20 protein-coding genes are annotated in these 26,822 nt (G+C 51.3%); 17 read left to right on the top strand and 3 right to left on the bottom strand.

What is annotated here, in order from left to right:
* Positions 1-135: 135 nt before the first annotated feature.
* Complete coding sequence (locus E5Q11_RS17845; protein ID WP_225314960.1) at positions 136-852, bottom strand: PEP-CTERM sorting domain-containing protein; 717 nt, start codon at positions 850-852, stop codon at positions 136-138.
* Positions 853-1,154: 302 nt separating this feature from the next.
* On the opposite strand from E5Q11_RS17845, the gene E5Q11_RS02955 reads away from it, so the two are divergent.
* The 10 genes from E5Q11_RS02955 (at position 1,155) to E5Q11_RS03000 (ending at position 13,399) form a co-directional block, all read left to right on the top strand.
* Positions 1,155-2,567 carry a TIGR03013 family XrtA/PEP-CTERM system glycosyltransferase gene (locus E5Q11_RS02955; RefSeq protein ID WP_135801893.1) on the top strand — a complete coding sequence of 471 codons (1,413 nt, stop codon included), beginning with the start codon at positions 1,155-1,157 and terminating at the stop codon, positions 2,565-2,567.
* Between the two features lie 30 nt (positions 2,568-2,597).
* Entirely contained in the window at positions 2,598-3,242 is a 645-nt protein-coding gene (locus tag E5Q11_RS02960) for an XrtA/PEP-CTERM system exopolysaccharide export protein (RefSeq protein ID WP_135801894.1), read from the top strand.
* 16 nt (positions 3,243-3,258) lie between these two features.
* Entirely contained in the window at positions 3,259-4,782 is a 1,524-nt protein-coding gene (locus E5Q11_RS02965; RefSeq protein WP_135801895.1) for an XrtA system polysaccharide chain length determinant, read from the top strand.
* Positions 4,782-5,654 (top strand): P-loop NTPase family protein, encoded by an 873-nt coding sequence (locus E5Q11_RS02970; protein ID WP_225314959.1) that lies wholly within the window; start codon positions 4,782-4,784, stop codon positions 5,652-5,654. Before E5Q11_RS02965 ends, E5Q11_RS02970 begins: the two co-directional genes overlap by 1 nt.
* 28 nt (positions 5,655-5,682) lie before the next feature.
* Complete coding sequence (locus E5Q11_RS02975) at positions 5,683-6,936, top strand: outer membrane beta-barrel protein (protein WP_191964456.1); 1,254 nt, start codon at positions 5,683-5,685, stop codon at positions 6,934-6,936.
* Positions 6,937-6,962: 26 nt separating this feature from the next.
* Complete coding sequence (locus E5Q11_RS02980) at positions 6,963-7,862, top strand: XrtA system polysaccharide deacetylase (RefSeq protein WP_135801897.1); 900 nt, start codon at positions 6,963-6,965, stop codon at positions 7,860-7,862.
* On the top strand, positions 7,859-9,016 hold the full coding sequence (locus E5Q11_RS02985; protein ID WP_135801898.1) for a glycosyltransferase family 2 protein: 1,158 nt from the start codon (positions 7,859-7,861) through the stop codon (positions 9,014-9,016). Before E5Q11_RS02980 ends, E5Q11_RS02985 begins: the two co-directional genes overlap by 4 nt.
* Positions 9,017-9,023: 7 nt before the next feature.
* Positions 9,024-10,157 (top strand): glycosyltransferase, encoded by a 1,134-nt coding sequence (locus tag E5Q11_RS02990; protein ID WP_135801899.1) that lies wholly within the window; start codon positions 9,024-9,026, stop codon positions 10,155-10,157.
* A 348-nt stretch (positions 10,158-10,505) separates the two neighbouring features.
* Positions 10,506-12,401, top strand: coding sequence for an asparagine synthase (glutamine-hydrolyzing) (gene asnB, locus E5Q11_RS02995; RefSeq protein ID WP_168215597.1), 1,896 nt, complete (start codon positions 10,506-10,508; stop codon positions 12,399-12,401).
* Between the two features lie 89 nt (positions 12,402-12,490).
* Positions 12,491-13,399, top strand: a complete 909-nt coding sequence (locus E5Q11_RS03000) for a glycosyltransferase family 4 protein (protein ID WP_168215598.1) — start codon at positions 12,491-12,493, stop codon at positions 13,397-13,399.
* A 208-nt stretch (positions 13,400-13,607) separates the two neighbouring features.
* On the opposite strand, the gene E5Q11_RS03005 is transcribed toward E5Q11_RS03000, so the two are convergent.
* Positions 13,608-14,897, bottom strand: coding sequence for a hypothetical protein (locus E5Q11_RS03005; protein ID WP_135801902.1), 1,290 nt, complete (start codon positions 14,895-14,897; stop codon positions 13,608-13,610).
* Between the two features lie 392 nt (positions 14,898-15,289).
* Here E5Q11_RS03005 and E5Q11_RS03010 point away from each other — a divergent pair, with 392 nt between their 5' ends.
* Genes E5Q11_RS03010 through E5Q11_RS03030 form a run of 5 tightly spaced genes read left to right on the top strand, consistent with a single transcriptional unit; the run spans position 15,290 to position 20,867 of the window.
* Positions 15,290-16,183, top strand: a complete 894-nt coding sequence (locus tag E5Q11_RS03010; protein ID WP_135801903.1) for a glycosyltransferase — start codon at positions 15,290-15,292, stop codon at positions 16,181-16,183.
* A 26-nt stretch (positions 16,184-16,209) separates the two neighbouring features.
* A complete protein-coding gene (locus E5Q11_RS03015) occupies positions 16,210-17,343 on the top strand; it encodes a glycosyltransferase (protein ID WP_135801904.1) in 1,134 nt (377 codons plus the stop codon).
* A complete protein-coding gene (locus E5Q11_RS03020; protein ID WP_135801905.1) occupies positions 17,340-18,371 on the top strand; it encodes a polysaccharide deacetylase family protein in 1,032 nt (343 codons plus the stop codon). Before E5Q11_RS03015 ends, E5Q11_RS03020 begins: the two co-directional genes overlap by 4 nt.
* Positions 18,364-19,746 carry an O-antigen ligase family protein gene (locus E5Q11_RS03025; RefSeq protein ID WP_135801906.1) on the top strand — a complete coding sequence of 461 codons (1,383 nt, stop codon included), beginning with the start codon at positions 18,364-18,366 and terminating at the stop codon, positions 19,744-19,746. Before E5Q11_RS03020 ends, E5Q11_RS03025 begins: the two co-directional genes overlap by 8 nt.
* Positions 19,743-20,867 (top strand): glycosyltransferase family 4 protein, encoded by a 1,125-nt coding sequence (locus tag E5Q11_RS03030; RefSeq protein WP_135801907.1) that lies wholly within the window; start codon positions 19,743-19,745, stop codon positions 20,865-20,867. The genes E5Q11_RS03025 and E5Q11_RS03030 overlap by 4 nt, the downstream gene beginning before the upstream one ends.
* A gap of 36 nt (positions 20,868-20,903) precedes the next feature.
* On the opposite strand, the gene E5Q11_RS03035 is transcribed toward E5Q11_RS03030, so the two are convergent.
* On the bottom strand, positions 20,904-22,448 hold the full coding sequence (locus E5Q11_RS03035; RefSeq protein ID WP_135801908.1) for a hypothetical protein: 1,545 nt from the start codon (positions 22,446-22,448) through the stop codon (positions 20,904-20,906).
* Positions 22,449-22,922: 474 nt separating this feature from the next.
* On the opposite strand from E5Q11_RS03035, the gene E5Q11_RS03040 reads away from it, so the two are divergent.
* On the top strand, positions 22,923-24,731 hold the full coding sequence (locus tag E5Q11_RS03040) for an ABC transporter ATP-binding protein (protein WP_191964455.1): 1,809 nt from the start codon (positions 22,923-22,925) through the stop codon (positions 24,729-24,731).
* 114 nt (positions 24,732-24,845) lie between these two features.
* Positions 24,846-26,777, top strand: coding sequence for an asparagine synthase (glutamine-hydrolyzing) (gene asnB, locus E5Q11_RS03045; RefSeq protein ID WP_135801909.1), 1,932 nt, complete (start codon positions 24,846-24,848; stop codon positions 26,775-26,777).
* Positions 26,778-26,822: the final 45 nt, after the last annotated feature.

Here is a 26,822-nt window from a genome sequence, read left to right on the forward strand (position 1 = left end):
CGGAAGTTGTAAAGAAAGTCGACTGTTTTACTGAGTTAGGGGGAATGTTGTGAAGAGGTGAGTCTGAACTCGAATTCACACATAAAAACGGCCCCCGGAAGGGAGCCGTTTTCATTACATCTGGTGCTCGCTTATTCAGCTCCGGCGACGGCGGCTGACACCAAGGCCGAGAAGGCCAAGGCCCAACAGGGCTAAAGTGGCGGGTTCTGGCACTTCTGCAGTTACCGAGCCGATAGCGAATCCGCCATTGGTTGGGCCGGTATGTGCAACCCTGAACGTTGTTCCACTCAATGCGGTGCCAAATACAAGGTCATCTGTGGCAAGGTAGTTAGCCTCAAATATCCCGTCGATGAACAGATCGAAATACCCACAAGGGCCTTCGCTTCCAGCTGGTTCGCAGTTCGAGTCGCTTCCGTCATTAAAGTCAAAGCCGAGAAGATTGACGCGCGACCCGAAGGTGAACAGGATGGATTCGCCAGTGGCGACCTGAACCTGGTCGTCTGAACTGGTATCGTTGGGCGAAATGACTGCGAGCCCGGAGTTGGCAGGCGCCAGGTCCTGCATCAGGAAGGCATTTCCGTTCGTATTGTCCGCAGTGACGTCGAGACTCAATCCGGATTTCAGATACTGAAGGCCTGTGCCGGTTTCACAAAGATCGGCGCTCGAAATTGAGGTGCCGTTGCAGGAACCGCCCTTGGTGTAGTCAACGCCCATAACGCCTTCCGGCGTGTCTGCTCCGAAATTCTGGAAATTAAACGTCACCGGGATAGCATGAGCAGTGCCTGCCAGGGCAAGCAAGCCCAGAGTTAAAAACATTCCTTGCGCTGTTTTGCGTATAATTTGCTCGATCATGATGTTCTCCTAGTAGTCGAGTGGTGTGGCTCAGATCACGAAGCACTCTCTGTACCAAAGTTAAAAAAAATCTAAGAAACAAACGCGTAGAGGAATCAGCGGGCACGACCTATGCGCTTCACTGTAAATATTTCCGACACAGTTCAGCGCTGCCTATGCGTCGGCCTCGCACTTAGTGGGCTCAGGGTCATCGGTCCAGGGTAAGAAGTCTTTAGAGTTCGTCAGGCATCGAGTAAACTTTACTGCGCCTTGGGGAATACAGGAGACGTCCCATCACATGGTAAATACCAAAAGGAGTTGAATTGGCCCACGTCAGACTGTTCAGACACTACATACACCTGCCTTATGTCATCCTCGGCCTGATTGATTTCCTGGTGCTGATATGCGCGTTTGCGCTCGCGGTTTTCTTCAAATACTTCGGTGATCTGTCTTTTTTTCAGGATAATCTGGCGTTTCTTTTGCCGTCTGCAGTAGTTTTTGCACTCTTTAACCTTTTGGTAATGGTGTCTCTCGGGGTTCACCAGTCACGCATAGAAGATGGCATGTCCGGCATGATGCTGCGAACCATCATGGCCCTGATCGTCGGCATACCTCTGTGTGGTTTCGGATACCTGGTTTCGTCTGACTGGCTCTGGTACCTGGGATCCAGCAGCGTGCTAACAACTGCCACGGTGTTTGGCGTCTTTCTGCTTGGCTCTGCACGGCTGTTGTTTTTCGCGACGGTGGGCAAGGAGAGGTTCAAACGGAAGGTTCTGGTTCTGGGCGCCGGGTTCCGTGCACGGCAGATTCTGGAAGACCTTAAAACGCCGTTCAACCGCAAAGGCTTCACGCTGACCGGCTTTGTAGCCCTACCGGACGAACCGGTAGAAATCGGTGCAGACAACCTGCTGGATATTCCTACAACCATCCATCATTACATTCTGAAGCACCCGGTGAATGAGATCGTGGTCGCGGTGGATGACCGCCGCAAAGGCCTTCCCATGGAAGACCTGCTGGAATGTAAAATGGAAGGCATCAAGATCGTTGACGGTGCCACCTTTTATGAGCGGGAGTCCCGTAAAGTTGCGCTGGAAATGGTCACCCGGGGCTGGCTGGTGTTTTCCGATGGCTTCACGGTGTCGTCGGTTTTCGGTTTCGGTAAGCGCTCACTGGATATCCTGGCTGCCTCTATACTGCTATTGGCCGGTGCGCCTCTGATGATCCTCACTGCCATTGCTATCAAGATTGAAGACGGCCTGGATGCACCAGTGTTCTACAGCCAGGAACGGGTAGGGCTGAACGGCAAGGTATTTAAGGTCTACAAATTCCGGTCCATGATTACAGATGCCGAAAAGAACGGCGCGGTCTGGGCCAGTCAGAACGATGCGCGGGTAACCAAAGTTGGTCATTTTATCCGCAAGGTCCGAATTGATGAGCTGCCACAGATCTTTAACGTGCTGAACGGCACAATGGCATTCGTTGGCCCTCGCCCTGAGCGGCCGGTGTTTGTAGAGCAACTATCCGAGAAAATTCCGTTCTACAGCGAGCGCCACAGGGTTAAGCCGGGTCTGACCGGCTGGGCGCAATTGTGCTTTGCCTACGCGGACAATGAAGAAGATACCCGCGAAAAGCTGAGATTTGATCTTTACTACATAAAGAATCAGAGCCTGCTTCTGGATCTGTTGGTTATAATTCAGACAGTGGAAGTGGTATTGTTCAAAAAAGGATCAAGATAGAGTTTTAAAATAATGACGAGGTCAAAGGATATGTCACGCAAGCAATCATCCCTGGGTTTTGGACTCATTGCCGGAGCCCTGGTTTTCCTCGCCGGCTGCGCCGGCCAGCCAGTCTCATCCCCTGAAGATATCCAGCGCGCCCTTGCGGCCGAAGACGGTGAAATGCCGAACGATTACGTCCTCGGCCCGACCGACGTGGTGACGGTCTCCGTCTGGCGCAACGACGATCTCAGCCTGTCTGTGCCTGTGCGTCCGGATGGCAAGATCTCTGTGCCTCTGGTCGGGGATGTGGTCGCCAGCGGGCGCAAACCGGAAGAGCTTGCAGACAGCATCCGCCTGTCTCTGACGGAATTTATCCGTGAGCCGCAGGTCAGTGTTGTGGTGACGTCCATGGGCAGCCATGAGTTTACTGACCGGGTGCGGGTCACTGGCGCCGTGCGCCAGCCCATTTCCACCCCGCACCGTCAGGGCATGACCGTACTGGATATTTTCCTCAGTGCAGGCGGCGCAAATGAGTTCGCTGCCCTCGACAACGCCAGGCTGCATCGGGAACTGGATGGAAAAGTTGTGTCGATCCCGGTTCAACTGAACCAGATCCTGACGGAAGGCGATATTGAAACGAATTACAGGGTACGCCCCGGCGATATTCTGGCAATACCGGAACGCAGTTTCTAACAGGAAGTTGTAATTTATGGCTCTACCTCTGTCTCATATACCGGCGGAAGTATTCCGGGAAATCCGCAAACACAAGTGGATTTCTTTCTTTACCTTTGCCCTGGTGAGTTTTCTCGTGCTGGGCGCAGGGTTTGTCTGGCCGTATCAGTACCGGGCGGAAGTGGTTATCTATGTAGATGACAGCAACATCATCCGGCCCTTGATGGAAGGCCGTGCGGTCACCACCGAGATCAGCGAACGCACATCTACCGCCAGGGAACTGCTCCAGAGCCGGCAGATTCTCCAGGAACTGGCGACAGACCCGGAGCTCTTCGGCTCGGCGCAACCGGATCAGCAAGAGCTTGAGGAGAGAATCACTAGGCTTCGCGACGGTTTATCAGTTCATCCCCGCGGCGAAAGCTACTTCGGCATACGCTATGCCTCCACGTCGCAGCTCGACGCTTTCCGGATCGCCCAGCGCCTGGGCCAGCAATTCATTGAGCAGAGCCGCGACCGGAAGCGGGCCGAGAGCCGGAACGCTTACGATTTCATCGACAAGCAGGTCAAAGGCTATGAAGCCCAGCTGAATACCGTTGAGCAGCGCATGAAAGAGTTTCTGTCAGAAAACAAAGAGGGCACCGAAGAGGAAGCCAATGCCCGAATGGCAGAACTCAGAACCAAGCTGGAACTGGCTGAGCTGGACAAGAGAGAGCTGGAAACCCGGGTGTCATCATTGATGAACCAGATGCAGGGGGTCAGGCCGACTCTGTCCCAGGGCCAAACCGAAGACGCCTACCGTGAGCGGATCAAATCCCTGGAAGAGCGCCTGGACCAGTTGCGCCTGCAGTACCACGATACCTATCCGGACATTGTTATCACCCGCGAACAGCTTGCTGAACTGCGCAAGCAGCGGGCGAACGCCACGGCGGAGTCGGATAGCGCCAGTCGCCAGCAGTCCGGCGGCGACGCAATCCCCAACCCGGTTTACCAGGAACTTGGTGTATCCCTGTCCAACGCCAGGGCGAACCTGGCGTCGGTTGAGACCAGAATCCGTTCGTTGCAAGAGCTACTGGTCAATCAGGAGCAGCGGATGGTGCGGATCCAGGCCAACAAGGCTGAATTCTCCGAGATTACCCGCGATATGGAAGTCAACAAAGACATATACGATGACCTGCTCAAACGCCGTGAAAAAGCCCGTGTGTCGATGCACCTTGATGTTGAAGGGCAGGGCATGAATTTCCGAATCGCGGAGGCCGCTCAGTACCCCACAAGCCCGAACGGGCCGCAGTTCCAGATGTTTGCCTTCGCTGGCCTGTTCCTGGGGGCGTTGGCACCTTTCGGGGCATTGGCGGGGCTCCTGCAGCTTGACCCACGGGTCAGGGCCAAGGAGCAATTGGAGGATGGCATCGGCCTACCGGTACTGGTCGACATCCCCGCCGTTAGAACCCCCTACGAAAAACGAAGCAGCCGTCGACAGACGCTGTTCATCTTCATCTTCGTTTTCACCGTTCTGGCGGGTTATGTCGGGATTGTCGTTGCTGAACACATGGGAGTGCTTTGATGTCCAGTCAAGAGGATAGAGCCTCCGAGATGTCCCGAACCGAGACTCAAACCGAGAGAAATACCCGGGATGAAATGTCTGGTTACGAGGAAGTACAACCTGGCCAGAAAGGCCAGGAACTGGCGAGGGACTCCCGCCTGCTGGTGCCAAGCTCCCTGGAACTGACTGAAGGGTCGGTCGATAAATACGTCATCAGCAAACAGATCAGCCGGATGCAGGAACCCCGCCGGTTGACCGCCGATGACCTTGCCGAAAGACGCATCATCTACCCGGAAAGCCCCGAGCGGGCGCTGGTCAACCGTTTCCGGGATCTCAGAACAAAACTGTTGGAACTTTCCGGAGGCAACAATTTCACCATCGTGGTCAGCGGAGCCAGTGAACACGCAGGCTCGTCTTTTGTGGCTTTGAACCTGGCCGCTGCCTTTGCGTTCGATCAGTCCAAGACCGCGGTGATCGTCGACTGCAATCTGCGTGAGCCTTCGCTGAACACCGCGCTGGACATCATGCCGGAAGCGGGGCTGACCGATTTTCTGGAAGACCCGGATTATGAAATAGGGCGGATTATCTACCCGACGGGGATTCCAAGGCTGCGCCTGATTCCCGCCGGGACTCGCCGCGAGACCCCGGCAGAATTCTTTACTTCCTTCCGGATGAAACAGTTTCTGCAGGCCTTGAGACGGCGCTACCCGGACCGCTTTATCGTCCTGGACACTGCGCCCATCTCAGAGTCGCCCGATGCGCGGATACTCACCGAGCTTTGCGATTACGGCCTGCTGGTGGTCCCGCACGGCAAATTGACGCCAGGTAAGGTTGAGAAAGCGGCCAGCGCATTCAACCCGGACAAATTCGTAGGTGCGGTGATCAATGGCTAGAAGCACGGAGCTACTAAGACGCAAGGGAATGCATTGGCCATCTCTGCCACTGGCATTTTTCATCGCCCCGGCTGCCGTTACGGCAGCACCCCCGGAAGTCTACGTCGGCTTTGAATCCCGATACAGCGACAACGTCGAATTGCGCGCCAATCAGGAACAGAGCGATCTTGAAAACACCGTGTTTCTGCGGGGCAACTATCAGAGTGATCCTGGCCGATGCATCGCCATTATTGACGGCGAAATTGCCTATTCAATTTTCGCCGAGAACACCTTCGACCCCGAAACCCGGATCAACGGCGGTGCCTTCGGCCGCTGTGAGCTGGCCCAGGGATTGACCTGGGAAGTGGACAACCAGGTTCGCGAAGTCACCCGGAGCAGCCGCCAGGCCGATACCCCGGACAACCGCACCCGGAAAAACGTGTTCACCACCGGCCCCAGTTACCTGTGGCGGTTGTCCCCAAGGGACAGCGTGCAATTTTCTACCCGCTACCAGAACACCGAGTTCAGCGACCCCGAAGACAGGGACAGCGACCGTTATACCGGCTCCGTCGCCTGGAACCATCTGTTTTCCCGGGACCTGTCCGCGGGGCTGTCCTCATCCATCAGCGATGTGGAACTGGACAATGGCGCAGAAATCCAGACCACAACCGTCAATACCACCTTCAGTAAACGCTGGGCGACCACAACCCTGAGCGGTTCCGTGGGTGTTAGCGAAATTGAAACCGAGCTGAACAACATCCAGCAGTCCTCCGACGGCTTTGTCGGCGACCTGGCCCTGACCCGGGCCCTGGATTCCAGCGCCAGCGTATTCCTGCGGGCCTCGCGGGAGCTGACGGACCAGACCTCGAACTACGACATCCAGTTCGATGAATTCACGTTCGAGCTTACCGACAGCATCACCGTGGAAGTCACGAGCGTTGAAACCGGCCTGAACAAGTCGTTCAGCAACGGGGATCTTCTTTCTGTCACCGGTTTCGCCAGTCGGACGGATTCGCTGGATACCGCTGAACAGGAAGACCGCAGCGGCATCAGAACCGGTTACACAAGACGAGTGGCCCCGTCACTGTCCGCCGTAGCCAATGCGCGCTATGAGTACCTGAGTTTCGAGTCCGACCAGTCCGATGACGAGATAGTGGGGCTGGACCTGGGGCTGACCTACCAGGCCGCCCGCAATACCGAACTGGCGGCCAAAGTCGGGCGAACAGAACGAACCAGCGATATACCGAACCAGGAATACGAAGAAAACTGGATTCTGCTCAGTATCGATTACCGGTTCCGCTAATACCGGAACCCAGAAGGTGACACAGTATGACTGCCATCCAGAACGCCCTGACCATCGACGTTGAAGACTATTTCCAGGTTGCCGCCCTGGCGGAAGCCGTTCGCAGGGAAGACTGGCATTCCATGGAATACCGGGTAGAAGCCAACACCCAGCGCATCCTGAGTTTATTGGACCGGCACAACGCCAAGGCCACTTTCTTTACCCTTGGCTGGGTGGCGGAAAAATCCCCGGAACTGGTTCGTACCATCCAGAAAGAAGGCCACGAAATTGCCAGCCATGGCTACAGCCACCAACTGATCTACAACCAGACCCCTGAGGTGTTCCGGGAAGAAACCCGGCGTTCAAAAGCCATTCTGGAAGACATCACCGGGAAACCCATCACCGGCTATCGGGCGGCAAGCTATTCCATCACCAACGAAAGCCGCTGGGCGCTGGATATATTGGCGGAAGAGGGGTTTGTCTGGGATTCGTCGATTTTTCCGGTGCGTCATGACCGCTACGGCATGCCCGGCACACCCCGCTGGCCGCACAAACTGACCACAGACAAGGGCTACGAACTGGCCGAGTTCCCCCTAAGCACCCTGAAACTGCCCGGCTACACCCTGCCCATCGCCGGTGGCGGCTATTTCCGGCTGTTTCCTTACTGGTTCAGCCGCTGGGGGCTTGGCAGCATCAACCGCCAGGGCCAGCCATTTGTGTTCTACCTGCACCCCTGGGAAGTGGACCCCGAGCAGCCAAGGCTGGACGTAAAATGGTTCTCCCGCTTCCGCCACTACAACAATCTGAATGTGTGCGAGGCACGTTTGTCCAAACTGCTGGGGCACTTCCCGTTCACCACCATGAGCAACGTACTGCGGGCGCAGGGCGTGCTGGGCGCGGAACCCATTGAACACGGCGAACTGAAGGCTGCAGGCGGAATGGCATGATGCAGTTGCTGTTCTGGCTTTCCCTTTTTTTGCTGTTTTACATCTATTTCGGTTATCCACTGGCCGTGAAAGCCCTGGCATCGGTCAGGCCAAAGCCTGTGCAGAAGTCAGAGGACTTGTTGCCAAAAGTCTCCATCCTAATCGCCGCTTACAACGAAGCCAAAGACATCGAAGCCACCCTGCGCAACAAGCTGGCCCTGGATTACCCCAGCGATAGCCTTGAAATCCTGGTGGTTTCCGACGAATCAGAAGATGGAACTGACGAGATTGTTGAAAACATCGCAAAAGACGCCCCGGTTTCCATTCGCCTGCTCAGGCAGGTACCCAGGCAGGGCAAAACATCCGGCCTAAACAGCCTGTATCAGAATGCCACTGGCGAAATACTGCTGTTTTCCGACGCCAACTCCCAATGGGACGCCCAGGCCGTACGCAAACTGGTCCGCAATTTCAAAGACCCCGAAGTGGGCTACGTAACTGGCAAGATGGTTTACGTACACCAGGACGGTTCCCTGGTGGGGGATGGCTGCAGCGCCTACATGAAATACGAAAACTGGCTGCGCTTGCAGGAAACGAAAATCGGCTCAGTGGTCGGCGTGGATGGTGGAATAGACGCGATCAGAAAAGAACTCTACCAGCCACTGCGCGCCGACCAGCTGCCGGATTTTGTGCAGCCATTGAAAGTGGTAGAGCAGGGCTACCGCGTGGTGTATGAGCCAGAGGCATTGCTGAAGGAAGAAGCCCTGACTGACGGCGGCAGCGAATTCAGCATGCGTGTGCGGGTGAGCCTGCGGGCCCTATGGGCCCTGAAAGACATGAAGCAACTCATGAATCCTGCAAACGATGCCCTGTTTGCGTGGCAGATGATTTCACACAAGCTGCTGAGGTACGGGGCCTTTGTGCCCATGCTTACACTGGCCATGTCAGCGCTTTACCTGGCACCAAAAGCCGGCATTTATACCCTTGCCGCGCTGGGGTATGTGGGCTTTGCGCTACTGGCCTGGCAGGGTCACAAAAAAGAGGCCGATGGGGAATCACTCTCGACCGTTTATTCAATACCTTACTACTTTATGCTTTTAAACCTGGCTTCATATAAGGCCTGCGTTGCGTTTGTGAAGGGCGAGAAGAAGGTTATTTGGAATCCAAGGAAGGGTTGAATCAGCCATGGGGCTCAGGGTTTTGCACCTTATTGACAGCGGTGGCCTCTATGGCGCCGAGAAAATGCTCTTGAGCCTGGTTCAGGAACAGGTTAAGCAGGGCCTTCAGCCCATGATTTTCAGTGCCGGAGAGCCAGGCATAGACGAAAAGCCGATTGAGGCAGAGGCAAGGAAAAAAGGGCTGCCCGTCACACCATGGCGAATGAAATCGGGCCTGAATCTCAAAGAATCCTGGAAGATCCTGAAATGGGCTCAGAGAAGTGGGTATAACCTTCTTCACTCACACGGGTTCAAGTTCAATGTTCTTCTAGGAATGTATCCCGAAAAGTTCAGGCGCATTCCCATGATTGCCACGCTGCATGGATACGTTCATGCTCCGCGCTTTTCAAAATTGTGGATATACGAGACTCTTGACCGGTTTTCTATTTACCGTATGAGGGGTGTCGTTCTGGTGGGGGAGGCGATGAAGAAGGAGTTGACGGGAAAACTCTCAAACACCCACGCAGTTGTTATTCGAAATGGTCTCAATATTTGGGAGATTCGGGAATCCTCCCAGGCGCCAATCCATGAGCCTTTTAAGTCCTTTTTCGACAATCATGAAGTTGTGATTCTTGGAGTCGGAAGGCTCTCGAGGGAAAAAGGATTCGACCGATTGATCTCAGCTTTTTCCGAGTTAAGAAAACAATTTCCCAGTTCGGGGTTGATTATTGTTGGCGAGGGAGGGCTGCGTAACGAGCTTGATTCGCTGATTGTTAAGCTGGGCGTCAAGTGCGATGTCCTTATGCCCGGATATTGCAGCATCGTTCCTGCACTGCTGAGCCGCTCAAGCTTGTTGGTCATGCCCTCACTGACAGAGGGCTTGCCGATCACGCTACTTGAGGCCATGTCACTAAAAACTCCTGTGGTTGCCTCTGCGGTTGGTGAAATACCGATAGTGCTTGGTGATGGGCAAGGCGGCGACCTCCTAAGCAACGTTGAGCCCGCAACGATTTCAAAAGCCATTGAAAAGTCGTTAACTCAAAAAGAACTTAGCAGTCGGAAAGTAGACTATGCGCATGAAACGTCAATCAAAAACTACTCATCTGAGGCAATGGCGCGCCGTTACCTCGAATTTTACAACCGGGTTCTGGTGACACTATGACTGTCGGTTCAGTAAGATATTTGGTCCCACTATGTCGATTCTGATAATTGGCAACCGGGTTCTTTATTACCGGGAGGAAGCAGAGCGAGTTAGGAGCCCAGGCAGAGAGGATTAATTCTAATTCATATATTGGCCGCGTGATCTAAGTGATTGAAAATATCGATGCACCTGGAAGTGCAACATCGAAATCGAAGTATGAGTGAGCTCGAATGGGGATCGCCCGCCAGTAGAGACCGAAGCCGAGTATTACGAACTGAATGAAGCGTTACGTCAGGCGGCGTAACTCAAACCAACGAACCGCCGGAAACCCCCTGGCGATTCAATTGATCCATCTTTCGGAGCCGAAAAGTGTGTGGAATAGCCGGTTTTTGTCAACCTGAAAATAAGTTATCTCTTGATGATTTAAAAGTCATGACGAACGCATTACAACGACGGGGACCGGATGATTCTGGATATTTTTTCGATGACTTCGTTGGTATTGGAATGCGACGCCTAAGCATCATTGATCTTGATCACGGAAGGCAGCCTGTTCAGAGTTTTAGTGGACGGTACGTGATGGTATTTAATGGAGAGATATATAATTATAAAGTTTTACAAAAAGAGTTAATTGATCTTGGATACAGTTTTAAGTCGAATGGGGATGCTGAAGTTATTGTAAATCTTTATGAGCATGAAGGTATCAAAGCGATAAATCGCCTCCGGGGCATGTTTGCGATCGCTATCTGGGATAGTGAAAAGGACGAGCTAATACTCATTCGTGATCAACTTGGCATAAAACCGTTATTTTTTAACATTGACGGTAGTTCACTGTTGTTCGGCTCGGAAATCAAAGCATTATTGGAGGTTATGCCTCAGAAACTTGAGGTAGATGCTCAAGCATTAGACGCACTTTTTGCCTATACCTATATCCCTGCACCATTATCGATTTGGAAGAACATCCGCAAACTGCGACCAGGTCACTTTTTAAAATGGCGTGCGGGGAAAATTGAGGAGCACAGATACTGGGATTTGCTCGACGCAATGCAAGGCCCACAACCTACGACTGAAAATATACAGGACAGCATCAAGGATGCAGTCAACGTTCATCTTGTCAGCGACGTGGAAGTAGGTGCGTTCCTGTCAGGAGGCATGGACAGCAGCACTATTGTCGCCTTAATGCAGCAGCAGATACGGCTACCAATCAATGCGCTTTCAATCAACTTTACGAGTAACAGCCATCTTTTCGATGAAACAATCTATGCAAAAGAGTTGAGCTTGGATCATGGCTTTAATCTTAAAGTGCATTCTGTCGATTCGTCGGACTATTCGGCATCTAGTGCTGCTATCCAAGCATTTGATGAACCATTCGCTGATGATTCCATCGTGCCAAGCATGGCGATTTCCGAGCTTGCTGCTCGGAAGCTAAAAGTCGTACTTTCCGGAGCTGGAGGCGACGAGATTTTCGGAGGCTATAACAGGTATCAGGGTATTGCTTTGCACCAGTTAGCATCAAAAGCTCCTGTCTACTTACGGAAGTTTGTTATCAGTCCCTTACTCAAGTCTGGCGCCAAGCTAGTCGGTTCAGGTACGAGACGTGGAGACCTCCTTCGACGTTTCGCGGATAGCCTGCATGCATCTGCTGATGACGCGTATTTAGGCTACATCACCGCAGCAACTCCAAGCGCCCGCCAAAAACTTTTTGCTCCACATGTTCTCGAGCAAATTGACATGAATTTGACGGTTGACCTCATACGTGATTGCCAGTTGCGGAGCTCCACACTGGATCCTGTCAAGCGTTCAATGTATGTCGATTTTTGTACATATTTACCCGAGGATGTACTTGCACTATCCGACCGGATCGGAATGTGGCATTCACTGGAAATCAGAACTCCATTGGCAGACCGTATTCTTGCGGAAACTGCCTTTCGCTTACCGGTTTCCGATTTGGTTACAAGCCGAAATAAGAAGATCGCATTCCAACGTGCCATAACACCCTGGCTCCCTAAAAGTATACTTAGTCATCCTAAACAGGGTTTTGAGGGCCCGACAGCTAGTTGGCTAAAGGGCGCAGGCGCAGATGTAATTCGGAAATTGATTAAAGAGGACCTTGATCTAGGGCATAACCTCCTTAACCATTCCGAACTCGAAGATCTTCTTGGGGAGCACGTTGCGGGCAAGTTTGATCATGCCAAGCGACTTTTCAGCGCTTTAGCAGTAATGCAATGGACATCAATTTATTCACATCGGATCGGTGGGGTAACCTGAAAATGAGCTTAAATCCGCACAAAACACTCTGGCTTAGCTGGTACCCCCACAGGCGAACGAGCGGAATTTGTCAAGCTTGGGAAGTGCCATTGGAAATAATTGAATCTTCACGTAGAAGTCCCATTTCTTGGCTCTCCAAAAGTTGCAAGACCATTAAGACCTTACATCGTAAAAGACCTGACGTGTTGTTCGTCCAAAATCCATCGCTTGGCCTTACGATATTGGCCGTGCTTCTTCGCTCATATTTTCGATATCTCCTTGTCGTCGATGCACATAATGAAGGAGTAAGACCTTTCGTTCGATCCGGTCTTTTTGTTCAATTTTTGACTCGTTGGCTCCTTCGTGCCGCGGATACGAATGTCGTAACTAATGATTCACTTGCGAATGAAGTAAGTGCAATGGGCGGACGTGTACTAATTTTACCGGATCCTCTCCCCACCCCAAATTTCACTCAGCAAATAGATGTTTCCCCTAGAAAGAAAAAAGTGGATGTAGCTGTGATTTGTACATATGCAGCCGACGAGCCAATTTTAGATATTCTAGCAGCGGCCAAGTTAATGCCCGAGAAAATATTTGCATGCACAGGAAGAGTAGAGAAATTTGAAAGCTTAGGCTTGCAGGCACCTGAAAACGTTGAATTTACCGGTTTTCTTACTGATCAGAAGTATTGGGATCTTCTCGCCTCAGCTTCCGTTATTTGCGACCTAACTTTAATGCCCGACTGTCTAGTTTGCGGTGCATATGAAGCACTATCCGTTGGTCGGCCAATGGTACTTTCGTCTAATAAGGCGACTGAGGAGCTTTTCGGCTCAGTCGCCATACTCACCGAATCTGAGCCATCATCAATTGCAAACGCTTTGCAGAATGCTTTTAAAAATGAAGCAGAAATCTCAAGAGCTGCCATTAAGGAGGCTCATGTTTATCAGAATACATGGCAATCTAATGCTCAAAAATGCTTGCAAGAGATTGAGGCTCAAAAACAACGGCACGAACGATAAGACCTGACCGTCGGTAAATTGTCATTTGTTGGGTAATCGAATAGCCATCTGCCAACCTAAAATTCCTCCTTCACGATCACGGAGGCAACGAGCATAGGATAAGGGTGAAGTGGTTATAATGAAGTAAATTAGAGACTTCCTCCCTGAATTTGTGGGAGCAAAATGATGCTCCCACAAATTTTCGGTGCCAAGCCACTGGGCTCGGAGTTTATTCTATTGATACCTCTGTCTGAGATGGGCATTTAAGGCAAACGCCATATCCCCGCGAGTTAGCGTTGCCGTCTGAATCGACCACGTAAAAATAAATATTGTCACTATCGTGGAATATTCCGAGATTGACAATAATATCAATTCTTGAGTCAGACCATGTTTGAGGGATTTGTATTTCTTTTTTACTACATTCTGACCATTCAGATTCTTCGCATAATACAACGCGATGCCAAGAATCATCTATATAAATTGAATCGTAGTAGACCCAAGACTCGGGTTGAGCACCGTTCGAAACTTGACTCTGCGCGATTCTATTATACCTTGAGTTATGAGCTTCGGTAACTGTCGTAATTGGATCGTTATGAACTGCTTTACCATTCACTTCGAATAACCAGAGCCCGTCGCTCTCTCCTACAGTAGAGGACTTGTATATTACTTCTTCATGAACCCATTCTTGCTTTTCTTGGGCGTAAGGAAACTCTAGATCATCTGGCCATCTCGTACCTCCGCCTGTTCTTTCCGCTGTTAGGCGGTACTGATTGGTCTCAGCGCCTTGAGTTCCTAAAAAGATGTTGTTACCCGCATCACCCCAGAATCGAATCGTTTTAAAATTAAAAGTACGAAAAAGACCTGTTGGGTAGTTTTCGCTGCCCTCAACGTTAGTTGCACTTACGTTACCGGCGGACATAATTTCACCGTACCTGAAATCTAGAGGGGCGGCGGCATCATTTACTGATCCGCCTTCTCCAGAGAAGAACAGCTCTGTGCGATTTGCGCTCTCGATTATTTGACTTATTACGGCTGTTGCTCCGGACTCTTCTCCTCTGACCAAGTCTCCGACTTTAAAGCTTCCACCTTGAATGTTCGTAACGCGAGACCGTAAAGCAAGATTACGTCTCACGTCGAAATCCGTCATCATCTTTCGGTTCAGATAGATTCGATCGGAATCGAATAGTATTTCGCCTATTGCTGTACCGGAGGATTCTCCGTGGTCAAACCGAAAAGCCTGCATAGATCCATCTGAAACATGCTCTGTACTTGGTTCTCCGCTGACACTTTTGCTCCAAACTTGCGTTCGACCATGTGAGCTGGGATTACCGCCCAGATCAGCTTTCCACCAAACTAAAGGTTTCTGATGCTCTTTTTCGGAGAACCGTTCTCCCACGATTGTTAGGGTATTTGATTCAGAGACTGTGCCGTCGAGTCTAGTTATCGTAGGATTCGCGACAGCTTGCGAGGCAAGGTTTAAAAAAAATCCTGTAAGTACAACTGCTTTCATTGTTTTCATGCTACGGTCCGATTTTTCAAATTTTAGGCTTTTGATTGGATTCAAATTTACCTGGATTTGACATAGTTTAACATTTAGTCTTGTAACGAACTGTCAATATTAGTTGACTTACTCCGGTCCACGAGACGTTCCTGAACTATGATTGGACTTGCCACGGTGCAGTGAACACTCCTAGCCTAAGATTTGACCTGAGAAGCTTCCTGGGTGGCTATCGGAAATCAGGGCTAGCTTCCGCTAAAATCGCTAAAAACCGGCAAAAGGCGAATAAATAGCGTGAAAATAGTGTCTGAGTTTCAGATTTTTCGCCGGATAAAGTGAAGATTTTGAGGGCCAGAGGTAATTCAAGCCTTCCGTACATGTTTCATTGATATTAAAAAAGGAATTCAGTTTTAATGGAAACAGAGTCCGGAAACCGTGTTTCAGTAATTGTCCCCGCATTTAATCGGGCTGAATATATCGAGCAGACAGTGAACTCTGTCCTTATTCAAGATTACTCAAACGTGGAGTTGATCGTAGTGGACGACGGCTCCACGGATGGTACGTACGAAATCCTATTGAGATATTTCGAACAGAATAAGCTGAAGTTGTTGACTCACCCGGGGCGGGGTAACAGAGGGCAGTCTGCGGCTCTGAATCTGGGGCTTGAGGCCGCATCCGGAGAATATATCGCCATTCTTGACAGCGATGATCTGTTCCTGCCCGGAAAACTCAGCGCTCAGGTTGAGTATCTAGACACACACCCAGATGTCGGGTTGGTATATGGAATGGGGGAAGGGGTCGATGGTAGTGGTCGCTGGCTTTACGATATTTTGTCAACAGATCATTCTGAGCCTAATGATGCCAATGCCGTGTTGCTGGACTGCTATTTTCACCTTCCAGTAAACGCACTGGTCCGCCGCTTAATTTATGAACAAGTTGGTAGGTTTGAAGAGAGCTTCAGGGCTGCGCAAGATCACGATATGCTTGTCCGAATAGCGGAGAAGACCCATTTTGGTTTTATTCCAGTCAAGTTTTTTCAGTACCGTCGTCATGGTGATTCCATAAGCAATAATGGTCTGCGGCAACGGTGGATGAATGGGTTCGAAATTGTCCGACGTGCCGAGGCACGCTTTCCCTATCGGGCGTCCACTATTCGCAAACGCAAGGCCTTGCTCAACTTCCGTATGGCCCAGGTTTGCCTGCAGGAGAATCGTTATATAGCCGCACTCGGTTATCTGTTACAGTCTGGTGTCCTTGATCCGGTGCGGGCGATAAAAGTACTTACGGGCAAGGAGAAAATCAGGTAGGTCCACGAAGGGCTCGGAGCAACGGAATGCATTCAAGGGAACCAGTTTTATTCGTTATAGACCAGTTTCTGAATCCCTATGCTGGAACCGAAAGCCAGCTCTTTAAACTTCTTGGCGAGTTACCCTCGTTTGGTTTCGAACCGAGATTGCTGGTTATGAAAAGTTCCGCCTACACAGATTCCAATCTGATGCCCTGTCCTGTGGACGTTTTGGGTCATCATCGCCTCTCTTCGCCGCGCACCTGGTGGGCGCTTTGGCGTTATGGCAGACGTCTTCGCCAGCAAGGTTTTCGGTTGGCTCACGTGTTCTTCAATGATGCTTCTTTGGTTTGCCCCCCTGTCCTTAGGGTTTGCGGCTTTCAAATCCTGATCTCCCGTCGCGATATGGGCTACTGGTACACGCCCGCGATTGTTCTGCTGCTGAGATTGACCAGAAGATGGGTGTCTGGTGTTGTGGTGAACAGTCAGGCAGTGGGGGATGTTACCGCAGCTACGGAAGGTCACAAGCGGGACCTGGTTTATGTCATTTACAATGGCTACGATAACGCAAAGGCTGCAGTGGATGAGCCTGCTCCGATACCGGAACTGAAGGCGCTGAGCGAAATGGGGCCTGTGGCCTTCCTTGTGGCTAATATCCGACAAATAAAGCGGATTGAAGATGCACTATCCGCGGTTGCGGAGCTGGGTGGGCGCGGTCATTATCTCGCTCTGGCCGTTATCGGCGACGGAAGCTCTGAAACCTTGCGGCAGCATGCAGAGCAACTTGGGATTGGCCAGAGGGTTCTTTTCATGGGTAGCCGTTCAGACGTAACCCGATGTTTAACTTACGGTACTGTTGGGCTTTCCTGCTCCGAATCCGAAGGATATTCGAACGCTGTGGTTGAGTATATGCAGGCAGGTTTGCCGGTGGTGGCATCAGATGTTGGGGGAAATCGCGAGGCGGTTGTCAATGGCAAGACGGGATGGCGTTACCCGGTTGGAGACGTTGAGGCGCTGGCAAGCAGGTTGGAGAGCCTGCTTGCCAATCCGGAAAAGGCTTCTTTGATGGGCAGGGCGGGGAAGCAGCTTGCGCTTGAGAGGCACGGGCTGGAAAACATGATTCAAGCGCATGCGCGGCTTTATTCAAAGATTATCGAATCAGATGTTCGGGTGTCGTCATGAACTTCTCGCCTTTTGTCAAGTTTCTCGGGCAGTGGGGCGGTTATAAATTTGCTCAACGCCTGACGGCTTACCATCCAAGAATGTTGATGTACCACCGCTTCACCACTCCAGAGTCTGATTCGCGTGTACTTGGAGTTAGTGCGGAGCGGTTTGAGGAGCAGGTTGCGTACATTGCACGCCATCACAACCCGATCACTGTTACGGAAATGATCCGTGGCTGCTTCGAGGGCGAAAAATTGCCCAGGCACGCTATCGCTATCACTGTGGATGATGGTTATGAGGATTTTTACCGCATCGCCTGGCCAATTCTGAGGCGATACAAGGTTCCTGCCACGTTTTACGTTACAACCGGATTTGTTGATGGCAGGCTCTGGCTATGGCCGGACCAATTGTCGTGGATCCTGGATAATGCCCGAGCCTCGGGCATTTCGCTCAGGCCCTTCGTTAACGATGGCGAATCTGTGGTGCCACCCTCGACCAATGAAGAGAAGCAGTCGCTTTTCTCGCGTCTTGTTGGTTATTTGTTGCATATTCCCGATGAAAAGAAACACGCTTTTTTGCGTGCAATTGCGGCGCAGTGGGAAATTCATGTTCCTGAAAGTGCTCCTGATTGGGCGAGCCCAGTCACCTGGGCGCAGCTCGCTGAAATGCAGACCGAAGGGCTGGAAGTTGGCGGGCATACGGTTACTCACCCCAGTTTGAGTCAGGTCGGCCTCGGTCAAGCGAGGAATGAAATCTTCGGTGCCAGGGATGCCTTGGTTGCCAACCTTGGGGATCGTCCCCGTTCCTTTTGTTATCCAAATGGGACACAGGAAGATTTTGTGGCGGAACAGGTTCCCATTATTCGCCAGGCAAATTTTACGGGTGCCGTAGTTGCATTTGCCGATGCGCAAGGTCAAAGCCAACGGTACGCCATGCGCCGTCATTCAAGCTCAGATAACATGTTTCAGTTTTTAAAGGCGGTGTCCGGGGTCGAGCACCTGGGCCATAAGCTCAGGAACACCCGTCGGAGTACGGTGTATGAATAAGGCTTTTGTTAGGCCGACTAATTCTTATGGACAGACGGCGGTGAGTGGCTTCACTTTTTTTCTATTCATGTATTTTCTTTTGGATTTTTTCCTGAGGTTTTCCGCTCGCGTGCCAGCGTACGGTGTTTTGCGTCCTACCTTGCTCCTCGTACTGCTCATCACATTGCTGCTGATTTTTCAGAAGGAGAAATTCAAAGGCTGGACGAACGACCCGGTTGTGCAGGCTATGCTGGTTTTTCTCGGTTATTTAGTGGTCTCTCTGCCACTAGTGGAGTGGCCGGGCAGTGTCATCCGCAATAATTTGGCGGATTTTGTCAAGGCCATCGTTTTTCTTTTTTTCACTCTCCTGATTATCGATAGCGAAAAACGCCTGAAGATTTTTCTCGCTGTGTTTGTGGGTTGCCAGCTTGTCCGAATATTAGAACCATTGTTTATGAATATTACACAGGGTTATTGGGGCAGCAAAACGCATCTTGGTGGCGGAGAATTTTCTCAGCGGCTTGCGGGGGCACCTGCCGACGTGATCAACCCAAATGAACTTGGCTTTGTGATAGTTACCGCGCTTCCGTTTCTGCATTACCTGGTCTGGCCTGGTCGCTTCATCGGTAAGCTCTTCTACCTGGCTGTAATGCCGGCTCTTCTTTATGCGTTGATCCTTACCCAGTCGAGAGGAGCTTTTTTGGCGCTTCTTGTTGTGGCCTGGATGATTTTTAAGGAGTCCAACCGGAAGATGGGGCTTATTGTTCTGGCTATCGCAATTAGCATTGCTGGTTGGAACGTAATGACTTCCGAGCAAAAAGACCGCTACCTTTCCTTGGTGGGAATGTCTGAGTCTGCTAACACCGCGTCAGCTGAGGGCCGACTCCGGGGCATGCGGAACGAGTTTAACTTAGGTCTTAGTCGCCCTATCGTAGGACATGGACTTGGTACGACACCAGAGGCAAAGGTTAATGTTCTGGGTAGTCGTAGCCAGGCTGCACATAATTTTTATGCTGAAATTCTTATCGAAACCGGAATTTTGGGTTTGGTGTTCTTTTTGCGCTTTTTGATGAAGGTTTACGTGAAGTTTCGGGATAACAACAAGGTTTTAAAAAACGCAAAGCTGAGTAATACTCTGCGGTTTTATCAAAATCTCAATAAAGCATTAATTGCCCTTTTCTGGATGTATGTAGTGTACAGCACCAATTACTGGGGATTGTCTCAGTATTACTGGTACCTTTACGCTGGGATTATGATCGTGTTTTCTAAGCGTCTGTCAGAAAAATTGAAGGCGACAGAGAGTGACCCTCATAAGTGTGAAGAATTGTCTCAGCCACGATTTGGGCGTATTTGGCAAAAACACAGGGAAGCCGCCCAGGGAGTGGTTCGATCATGAATATTTTAATGACTGCGATGCAGCCGGGTGGGGGGATACTAACCTTTTTCCGCTATATCTACAGCCATCCGGCGTTTGAGGGCTTCACATTCACTTTGCTGGCGCCGGATGAAGGGTTGAGCGATTACCTCTCCGAATTCCTACCCAACGGTCGAATCACAGTAACTGCTGCGGACTCATCGCCAATAAAGTTCTTGAAGCAAGCTCGGAGCCTTTCACAAAACCCGGACTTTGACCTGGTTCATTCCCATGGCTTTTCGGCAGGAGTTCTCACCGAGTTTGCGATGGCAGGGGTCCGTAGAATCCATCTGATGACCGCTCATGATGTGTTTAACCGGGTCCAGTTTCAGGGCTTTAAAGGCCATCTTAAACACCGCATTATGGCGGCTGCCTTTCAACGTATGGACGCGATTCATACCGTCACTGAAGATGCCAAAGCTAATTTGATCGAATTTTTCCCCGACGTTGCATCAGTTCACATAGTGGGCATTTTGCATGGGGTAGACACAGAGTATTTTCGCGATGGTAAAGCGGAGCCTTTGAAAGAATCCCTTGGGCTGGCTCGGGAAACACCTCTGATCGGCTTTTTTGGCCGATTTATGGGGCAGAAGGGTTTTCGTCTCGTTGTTCAGGCTCTTAAACGCATTCGGGATGAGCAGATGTTGCCCGTGGTCCCGCACGTCGCAACTTTCGGCTGGGGTGGTTTTATTCGGGAAGATTACGCTTATCTTGAAGAATTGGGCCTCAAAGACTATTTCCACCAGATGCCGCAGGCCAACAACATGGCTGGGGCATTAAAAGGAGTGGATCTGGTTGCTATGCCTTCCCGCTGGGAGGCCTGTGGTCTTCTAGCCATGGAAGCACTGGCTGCCGGCGCTCCTATTGTGGGCAGTGCTTGCGTAGGCCTGAGAGAGGTGCTTGATGGTACGCCGGCACAGCAGGTAGCTGTTGGCAACTATGGTGCTTTGGCTGATGCCCTTGTAGCGGAGATAGAGAATCTTGATCAGAGGCGGGGAGCATTTCTAGCGTACCAAGACGAAGCGGTCGAAAGGTTCGCCATTGACCGTCCGGCGCAGGCATTAGCGGAGCTTTACCGGCAACTTGGCCCGCGGGCATTCTGATATGTTTCATGTGTAAATGGAGATCAGTGGCTCACGTCATCGAAGCAAAGCCCTGTAATCTACTGCACGCTTGTTGACGCAGTAACAGTATAGTGTGCCGTTGAGGCTCCTCCAGAACGTAGGAAGAATCCAGCGCCGCCGAATGATTCTGGACACGATTCGCTCGAAATAGTAGCTGAGTTTAGGCGCATGAACATACCTGAAAGCGACCCAGGTGTTAACGCGATGTATGAGAGGGAACAGGCAAAGCTGCCAACGCGAGAGTAATTGCTCCTGAACGAGGAATTCGAAATATGACTCTTTAAGATCGGTGGAATGCGGTACCCCTGGAGTCGGGAATTTTGCAACAGATGCCATCTTCCGTTGCCCGAATAGCTCACGTGGCACGCCGGCCTGCTCGGCGATGCGGCGTGGAATAGGTCGGTCGTAGTCCGTTCCGATCCTCCACGGGTCCATTTCCTCGGATTCCGTGATTCTGACAATATCAGCTTTGCGCCGCGCGCCAATGAACGGAACAGGTAGTTGAATAAATCCTGCGCTTAACCGAATTTCTGAAAGACCGTGGCAACCTAAGTCCCAGCGCCCAAGGCCATCATCGACTGGAGTTGAATGTTCCTTGAGGCGGGATTCGGGATACCAGATCTCTCCGAGAGTTCCGGTCAACAGCAAACACGGGCTGGAAACTTGCCGTGTTATACTCAAAAAATTAGCGTCCTCATTGCTGTGAATCGCAGAGTGAAAAATATATTCTTCGGTAAAGCCATGTTCGAATGCACGACGCTCAATCGGTGCCACTTTCAATCCTAGGTGGTTGCCGATCTCCGTCCCATCATCATTCATCTCCCCTTTTCTGTCATGTTGCACATAAGTTCCAGCACCTTTAGATGTGCTGACCGTAAAGGCCTTGTCAATACCATATTCTTTAGCAAGGGAATTTACAGCGGTAGAATCATAGCCCCTAGATTGGGTGGAATAGATTTTCAAGGGGTGGGAACGCAATGGATCACGCGCGTTTGTAACAATTTTGGCGTAATTATTACGTAAATAGTCATAATATTCTTGAAAACAGGAAAATGAGGGCGTGTTCGGTTTTTGGACAACGGTCAAGGATCCAAGGGTTAGCAACAGGTTGTGGTAGATCAAACGATTGACAGAGCCTTGCAAAGTTGGAATCACCTTACTGTATTGGAAAATGCCCTCTTTTATGCTTTCGTTGATCTTATTGTATTGGCGAAACGATGGGTCCAGTTCATCGCCGATTTCGGCAAGAAGTAAGGGGAGCGAGTTGGAGACGGTAACTGTGGAGCCTGTCTGATGCCAATAAATGCAGTCTGTAGTGGAGGCAGGCGCTACGAACAGGATGCTGTCGTCGCTCGCAATAGCGCCCGTACCAAACACACAGTCGCTGTTGCCGAAGTCCCCGTCAGCGAAACGACCGTTCCAGGCACCTTCAACAAGAAACGAGTCCGTATGTTCCACGTGTTCCCCGTGTAGGAAATCGACCTGAGCCTCATCCTTATGAACCTTGCCGAGCCAGGCTAATTTAGGAAGTTGAGTGGACATGGAAAACGTCATATTCATAAGTGCAAGTCCCTTTGGATGTTTGTAGAAAAACCAGTTGTAAATCCTGTAGAGTTCATTCGAGAGTCATTTATTGGCAACTGCGAATTCTTGAAATACATGTTTTTGGGGGGCTAACTGTCTGCTTACATTGTTGAGGACAGGTAATGCACCCCCTCTATACGTATGACACACCCCCGCTCGCTCAGAAGGCCTAGGGCCAGTAAAAAGAAAAAACGTTTCAAGATGAAGCACGATGATAAGCCTCGGAGAGGTTGGCCGGTGTAGGTTGCAATTAATTAAGTTGCTTCTCCCATGAAAATATTATTTGTCGGGATGATGTTTTGCAACATCCCCAATGGCAAGCGGCGCAGATTTTAGCGTTGCTAGCTTATTTCTATCTTCGGAAACCGTGTCAGTCTGTGTATGATTAAAGCCTTGGTAAGCTCTTAGACAACGGTAAACTTTTGAAAGCGATAACTCAGGGACGGTTGAATGCGAAGTACTTTCCGAAAGCTTTTCAGTATTCTCTCCTCAGAAGAACGCAGAACATCAGTCTGGATCTTTATTCTGATGGTGGTCGGGGCACTGTTTGAGGCGGCTGGCGTTGCTTCAATTATCCCCTTTATCTCAGTGCTTTCAGATCCTTCGATGGTCACTGAGAACGCCTGGTTGGCGAAAGCTTACGCATGGACCGGTATGGAAAGCGTTGAGGCTTTCACAGTTGCAATGGGTTTCCTTTTCTTAGTGGTGTTTTTTGTGTCACTTGGACTGAAAGCGCTGAATCAGTGGATTCAGTTGCACTTTTCCAAGATTCGCGTCCACACGGTGGGTAGCCGTTTGCTTCGCGGCTATCTCGCGCAGTCCTACGAATGGTTTCTGAGCCGTCATACCTCAAAGCTTTCCACCACTATTCTTTCTGAGGTCAATCAGGTTATTTCCAAATCGCTTCTGCCCGCCATCGAAATGGTGGCCCAGATCGTCGTGGTTGTTGCCTTGGTTACTCTGCTACTGATTATTGATCCAGTTCTGGCAGTTTCAGCAACCTTTGTCCTTGGGGGCGCCTATGTAATCGTTTATCTGGTTGTGCGTGGCCCTCTTTACAGGTTTGGCCGGCGTCGCTACCTGGCCAATCGTGAGCGCTTCCGGGTAACTCAGGAAACGCTCGGTGGTGTTAAGGATGTTAAAGTCGGCTGCCTTGAGCAAAATATGCTCGAGCGTTTTATGCCCCCATCTTTCAAGACGGCCAATGAGGAGGTCAAGGCGTCCGTTGTAAATATGCTTCCCGGTCACTTGATGCAGGCGGTTGTATTTGGCGGAGTGGTCGGCGTTCTTCTCTACCTCAAGCAGGCCCACGGTTCTATGACGGGCGCTTTGCCTGTGCTTTCGGCCTTTGCTTTCGCCGCTTATCGTTTGCTGCCGGCGCTGCAGCAGATCTTTCGACACATCACCGCGATGAGATCAAACAGCGCGGCTTTGGACGGTTTAATTGCGGAAATTCGCTCGCTAGAGGCAGTCCCAGACAGCCGGCTTCAGGAGCCCAGAACTCGTTTCCCTGAACTCAAAAAAGCCATCGAATTGGTTGATATCAAATATAGCTACCCGTCAACCACGGAGCTGGCTTTGAAAAGCGTGTCAGTGTCCATTGGCGCCAAGGAGCGCATAGGCCTTGTGGGTTCAAGCGGTTCCGGAAAGACCACAACGGTGGATGTGATACTGGGGCTGCTGTCGCCGTCAGCCGGCAGAATGCTCGTAGACGGCGTGGAAATAACCGCAGACAACGTGCGCCAATGGCAGCGGTCCATAGGCTATGTACCCCAGCATATTTTTCTGGCAGACGAGACGATTACCGCAAACATCGCGTTCGGCATCAAGCCGGAGGAGATCGATCTTGAGGCGGTAATCCGTGCGGCCAAGATGGCCAACCTGCACGAGTTTATTACAACGCGTCTGCCAGAGGGTTACGATACCGAAGTGGGTGAGCGTGGTGTGCGGCTGTCCGGCGGCCAGCGTCAACGAATCGGTATCGCCAGGGCACTGTATCATGATCCGGAAGTGCTGATTCTGGATGAAGCAACCAGTGCCCTGGATAACCAGACTGAAAAAGCGGTTATGCAAGCGGTGGACACACTCGCGAATCAGAAGACGATTGTGCTGATTGCCCACAGGCTCTCTACGGTACGCGAATGCGACCGCATCTACCTGTTGTCGAATGGACAAGTGGTTGGGGAAGGGCGGTTCGATGAACTGGTTCGGGACAGCGCCGAGTTCAGTGCCATGGCCTCCGGTGAGCCTTCAACTTAGGGCGATCCTTTCTGGAGTCTGAGTCGGTAAAGCGAGCGCTCTTTCTTAGTAAGTGTATTCGTCGTTTAAACGCTGATAAACCGGATTTTTTCAGCGGTTAAAAAGGGATAACGAATGTGTGGATTTGCCGGAGGGTTGGCAGGAAATACAAGCAAGCGCGGGTTCTCTAATGAGGTGCTCAAAGCTATGGGTGATGCTTTACTGCATCGCGGACCTGACGGCGAAGGCATTTGGACAGAAGGTGGGGCGGGCTTGATTCACCGGCGCCTTGCGATCCAGGACTTGTCTCCAGCTGGTGCACAACCCATGCTTTCCCCAACCGGCCGATATGTCATCGCCTTCAACGGTGAAATCTACAATTTTGAAACTATCCAAAAAGAACTAATAGCTTTGGGTTGCAGCTTCAAAAGCCACTCTGACACGGAAGTTATGCTGGCAGCGTTTGAGCAGTGGGGGCTTGAGCCTTCTCTTGAAAAATTTGCAGGTATGTTTGCTTTCGCACTGGTGGACCGTGAAAAAGGCTTTTTGCATCTTGCGCGGGACCGGATGGGCGAAAAGCCCCTCTACTACGGCTGGCAGCAGGGTACCCTGTTGTTTGGGTCTGAACTGAAGGCGATGCGCCAGCACCCTGACTGGGTCGGGGAGATTGACAGATCGGTTCTGCCATTGTTGCTTCGTCATAATCTTATTCCAGCCCCGCATTCCATCTATCAGGGTATCTGCAAACTGCTGCCCGCTTCCTATGTTTCTTTTAAGCTGGAAAATCTGCAGTCGGGCGTGATGCCGGAGCCACAGCGGTACTGGGAACTTGAGGCACAGTTTGCTGAGCGCCCCGGCCAGACGCTGGAAGGCGCGGCCAACGAACTTGAAAAGCTTCTGACAGAAGTAATTTCAGAGCAGATGATTTCTGATGTTCCCCTGGGGGCTTTCCTGTCTGGGGGTATTGATTCTTCTACCGTTGTTGCCCTGATGCAGAAACAGGCCACCACACCGGTGAAATCTTTTAGCATCGGATTCAAAGAGGCTGGCTTTAATGAAGCCGAGCATGCCGCGGTCGTGGCCAGGCACCTTGGAACCGAGCATACCGAACTGTATGTGAGCGAGCAGGATGCGCTCGATGTGATTCCCAAGCTGCCGCAGATGTATTGCGAGCCTTTTGCTGATTCTTCCCAGATTCCGACCTATCTGGTGAGCAAAATGACAAAGCAGAAAGTGACGGTTGCCCTTTCCGGCGATGGTGGCGACGAGCTTTTTTGCGGTTATACCCGTTATCTTGCCATGGCGTCTGCCTGGCACAGCCGGAAGGCTCCGAGGGCCCGGTTGAAAAACCTGATTTCCCGCCTGCCGGCAACACCCGCGGCGGCTCTGATCAAAGCGGGGGTGCCATCACAGCGAGGACGCTCCATCGGAGCCATAAAGCAGCGCCTGGCGTTCACCCGAGCGGTATCCCGTGCTGATTCACTATCTGAATATTATCGCCAGGGAGTGTCTTACTGGCCGTGTCCAGAGCAGTTGTTGGGGGCGGCAAAAGAGGCGCCATACGGGCTGACAGCCCCTTTGCCAGCCAGTATTGCGCCGGAAAGCCTGAAAACGCTGATGTGGCGTGACCTGAACTGGTATCTGCCGGACGATATTCTGGTTAAAGTAGATCGGGCTGCCATGGCCTGCAGCCTGGAAACCCGGGTGCCATTGCTTGACCACCGGGTTGTATCCTTTGCTCTGGGGCTGCCGACGTCTTTAAACGTTCACGATGATGTTGGCAAACAGGTTCTGAGATCAGTGCTGTACCGCCATGTGCCTCGGGAACTTATTGACCGGCCCAAGCAGGGTTTCGCTGTGCCCATAGCCCAGTGGCTACGTGGAGCACTGCGCGAATGGGCAGAGGAGCTTCTTGAATATAAGACCCTTACCGATCAGGGATACTGGAATGCCGTCGCTGTGAGGTGGTTCTGGAAAGAGCACCTTTCCGGGCGCGAGGATTACAGTTTTGAGCTGTGGGGTATCCTTATGTTCCAGGCTTGGTTGGTTCATCAGGAAAGGAACTGATAAAAGGATTTGTAGAGATTTCCAACGAAATTATTAGCTTATGTA

Origin of the sequence: Marinobacter confluentis (assembly GCF_004785685.1) — a bacterium.
GTDB classification, from domain to species: domain Bacteria; phylum Pseudomonadota; class Gammaproteobacteria; order Pseudomonadales; family Oleiphilaceae; genus Marinobacter; species Marinobacter confluentis.

Coding starts and splice junctions, on each gene's coding strand:
- E5Q11_RS17845 (WP_225314960.1), bottom strand. CDS start 852: ATGATCGAGCAAATTATACGCAAAACAGCGCAAGGAATGTTTTTAACT.
- E5Q11_RS02960 (WP_135801894.1), top strand. CDS start 2,598: ATGTCACGCAAGCAATCATCCCTGGGTTTTGGACTCATTGCCGGAGCC.
- E5Q11_RS02965 (WP_135801895.1), top strand. CDS start 3,259: ATGGCTCTACCTCTGTCTCATATACCGGCGGAAGTATTCCGGGAAATC.
- E5Q11_RS02970 (WP_225314959.1), top strand. CDS start 4,782: ATGTCCAGTCAAGAGGATAGAGCCTCCGAGATGTCCCGAACCGAGACT.
- E5Q11_RS02975 (WP_191964456.1), top strand. CDS start 5,683: ATGCATTGGCCATCTCTGCCACTGGCATTTTTCATCGCCCCGGCTGCC.
- E5Q11_RS02980 (WP_135801897.1), top strand. CDS start 6,963: ATGACTGCCATCCAGAACGCCCTGACCATCGACGTTGAAGACTATTTC.
- E5Q11_RS02985 (WP_135801898.1), top strand. CDS start 7,859: ATGATGCAGTTGCTGTTCTGGCTTTCCCTTTTTTTGCTGTTTTACATC.
- E5Q11_RS02990 (WP_135801899.1), top strand. CDS start 9,024: ATGGGGCTCAGGGTTTTGCACCTTATTGACAGCGGTGGCCTCTATGGC.
- E5Q11_RS03005 (WP_135801902.1), bottom strand. CDS start 14,897: ATGAAAACAATGAAAGCAGTTGTACTTACAGGATTTTTTTTAAACCTT.
- E5Q11_RS03010 (WP_135801903.1), top strand. CDS start 15,290: ATGGAAACAGAGTCCGGAAACCGTGTTTCAGTAATTGTCCCCGCATTT.
- E5Q11_RS03015 (WP_135801904.1), top strand. CDS start 16,210: ATGCATTCAAGGGAACCAGTTTTATTCGTTATAGACCAGTTTCTGAAT.
- E5Q11_RS03020 (WP_135801905.1), top strand. CDS start 17,340: ATGAACTTCTCGCCTTTTGTCAAGTTTCTCGGGCAGTGGGGCGGTTAT.
- E5Q11_RS03025 (WP_135801906.1), top strand. CDS start 18,364: ATGAATAAGGCTTTTGTTAGGCCGACTAATTCTTATGGACAGACGGCG.
- E5Q11_RS03030 (WP_135801907.1), top strand. CDS start 19,743: ATGAATATTTTAATGACTGCGATGCAGCCGGGTGGGGGGATACTAACC.
- E5Q11_RS03035 (WP_135801908.1), bottom strand. CDS start 22,448: ATGAATATGACGTTTTCCATGTCCACTCAACTTCCTAAATTAGCCTGG.
- E5Q11_RS03040 (WP_191964455.1), top strand. CDS start 22,923: ATGCGAAGTACTTTCCGAAAGCTTTTCAGTATTCTCTCCTCAGAAGAA.
- asnB (WP_135801909.1), top strand. CDS start 24,846: ATGTGTGGATTTGCCGGAGGGTTGGCAGGAAATACAAGCAAGCGCGGG.